Origin of the sequence: uncultured Gimesia sp., assembly GCF_937919775.1 — a bacterium.
Taxonomy (GTDB): Bacteria; Planctomycetota; Planctomycetia; order Planctomycetales; family Planctomycetaceae; genus Gimesia.
Genome location: NZ_CALFPF010000065.1, coordinates 1 through 2,730, shown reverse-complemented (window position 1 = coordinate 2,730; position 2,730 = coordinate 1). Strand labels below are relative to the sequence as shown.

The window sequence follows — 2,730 nt, the reverse complement described above, 5'->3', positions numbered from 1 at the left end:
AATGTGATTCAGAATTTTCAGACCCCCTTGTGTAAACAAATCAATGTCGATTTGCAGACGGCCGGGAAGATGCGACACCAGCGGTAAGCCGTCCAACAGAAACTGCCGCGCCTGCTGCACCTCGAACTGCATCAGTTGCCGGAACGGCTCGTTAGACTCGTTCCTTTCCAAATGTGCCTTGGTATAGCCAAATCGCTCACGATCTTCTGCCGGTAGATAAACACGGCCCATCGCAAAATCGCGCGCCACATCCTGCCAGAAATTGGCCAGTTGCAACCCGGTACAAATCGAATCTGACCACGCCAGCGTGTGCGGCGAAACAGACCGGCAAAGATGAAGCACCAGCCGCCCGACAGGATTCGCACTTTTCTGACAGTACTCCAGCAATTGGTCAAAAGATTGATATTCGGTTAGACGTTGATCCTGCTCAAACGCCTGAATCAGATCATCAAACGCCTCTTGAGGCAAATCAAACTCAACAATGGTCGGAGTCAAAGCAACAAACACGGGATGCAGCCGGGGCGCGAGCGGCCGCTGATCGTCATGAGAGCTGGAAAGTGCCTGATAACAGTCCGCTAATTGCGACCGCCACCAGGCGAGCAGAGCCAATGAGGAGTCTGCTCCCGGAACTTCGTCTCCCAAATCATCGGCCCAGCGGCAAAAGGCATACACGTTAAAAAAATGGGGGCGCAAATCACGCGGCAAAACCCAGGAAACAACGGGAAAATTCTCATAATGCCCCAAAGCAATCCGGCGGCAGTAGTCCCGGGCCTGCTCCAGGCTGACAGGAGCATCCGTTCCCTCATAATAGGAAGAATCAGGCCCCCAAGCGGTCAATTCTTGCTCAAATACCGTCATTTAGCCGGAAGTTCCCAAACGCATAGCTCCAGTTGATTAACAATCGTCTTCCAACTGGATATTCTATAGAAATATGACTCAGCCGCGTATAATGCCATAACCGTCCCGGACGGTTCGCAGAGTTCTGTTCATTGCCGCCCGGCATCAGCACTGGCTTGATAGTTAGCTAATAATACAAAGACTCCGAATCAACGGGCGCTCAAAACAGTCTGATACCAGCACACGTTAGGGATACATGCCCTGCGTCTGGAAATCAAGAGAGCAAACCCGATCCTGTTTGATTCACACTGAAAAACGATTTCTTTAGAAAAACGTAAAAAACATGGCCATACCCAAAATTGCTATCGTGGGCCGTCCCAATGTAGGCAAAAGTTCGATTTTCAACTGGCTTGCCGGTCACCGTGTCGCCATCGTCGATCCGACGGCAGGGGTTACCCGCGATCGTGTGACGTACATGGTTCACGAGGGGGACCGCTATTTCGAACTGGTCGATACGGGCGGAATCGGCATCACCGACAGCGATGATTTATCGGAAGATATTGAACGCCAGATTCAGGTGGGCATTGATGAAGCCGATCTGATCGTGTTTGTTGTGGACGGCACGGCGGGTGTGGCCCATCTGGATGAAGTGGTGGCGCAGAGATTAAGGTCGATTGAAAAATCGAAAATCCTCTGTATCAACAAATGCGATTCGACAAAAACGGACGACGAAGCAGCTCATTTTTTTCGCCTGACCAATGCCCCCGTGGTCTTGACGAGCGTCAAAGGAAACCGAAATCGCACCGAACTGCTCGAAGCCATTCTGGAACACTTACCCCCGGCGGAAGAATTAGAAGACTCTGAAGGAGAAGCGCTTTCCGCAGAGCCCGAACTGAAGCTGGCCATCGTCGGCCGCCGCAACGTCGGCAAGAGTACGTTTATCAACGCACTGGCGGAATCAGAGCGCATGATTGTCAGCGAAGTGGCAGGCACGACGCGGGACAGTGTCGATATTCGTTTTGAATTTGATGACAAATCATTTCTGGCGATTGATACTCCCGGGGTACGCAAACGGAAAAGTCTGGCCAATGATATTGAATTTTACGGTTTAACACGGGCCAAACGCAGCATCCGTCGCGCCAGTGTCGTACTGATGTTTTTCGATTCGCAGGAAACCATTTCCAAAGTCGACAAACAACTGGTCGCGGAAATTGAAGAAAACTACAAGCCCTGTATCTTCGTGATCAATAAATGGGATCTGGGTCGCGAAAAACAGATGACTTCTGAAAAGTGGGATGAATACCTGACGTCGGAATTTCGTACGATGCGACATGCTCCGGTCGCGTTCGTGACGGCCCGCGATTCCCGGAATATCAAACAGCTCATCAATCTGGCACAAACGATTTACAAGCAGTCGCGTATTCGCGTTTCCACGGGCCGCTTGAATAAGATTGTCCGGGCAGCGATCCAGAACAGTCAGCCCCCTTATTCAAAAAATCGACGCCCCAAAATCTTTTACGCAACTCAGGTCGCCACCGAACCACCGACCATTGTGCTGAAGTGTAACGATGCGAAACTGTTCACGGACTCCTGGAAACGCTACCTCAGCGGCGTCCTGCGGGAACAACTCCCCTTCAAAGAGATTCCCATCAAAATCTATTATCGCTCGAAAGATCTCAAAGACGATAGTGGCCCAAGCCTGGACATGATCGACCACGACGATTTCAGCGATGATCTACAGGAAGACTTCGAACCGGAACGGTCATAACGCCCCAAAAAGGGGGCAGGGTTGGCGTTCATACGTCTGCTGATTCTCTCCCCTTTCACGTCTGGTAGTCAAAAAGGTGTCAGCGACTGTCTTGAATTTTGTCAAGAAGCAAGAAGCGTTTGATT

At 51.0% G+C, this 2,730-nt stretch carries 2 protein-coding genes; one reads left to right on the top strand and one right to left on the bottom strand.

All coding sequences use genetic code 11. The features are described 5' to 3' along the window. Nucleotides 1-858, bottom strand: an 858-nt coding sequence (hpnC, locus tag Q0294_RS01700; RefSeq protein ID WP_299460205.1) for a squalene synthase HpnC, incomplete at its 3' end; no start/stop codon positions are given. Nucleotides 859-1,180: 322 nt separating this feature from the next. On the opposite strand from hpnC, the gene der reads away from it, so the two are divergent. After that, nucleotides 1,181-2,605 (top strand): ribosome biogenesis GTPase Der, encoded by a 1,425-nt coding sequence (gene der, locus Q0294_RS01695; RefSeq protein ID WP_299460202.1) that lies wholly within the window; start codon nucleotides 1,181-1,183, stop codon nucleotides 2,603-2,605. Nucleotides 2,606-2,730 lie beyond the last annotated feature (125 nt).

Coding starts and splice junctions, on each gene's coding strand:
- der (WP_299460202.1), top strand. CDS start 1,181: ATGGCCATACCCAAAATTGCTATCGTGGGCCGTCCCAATGTAGGCAAA.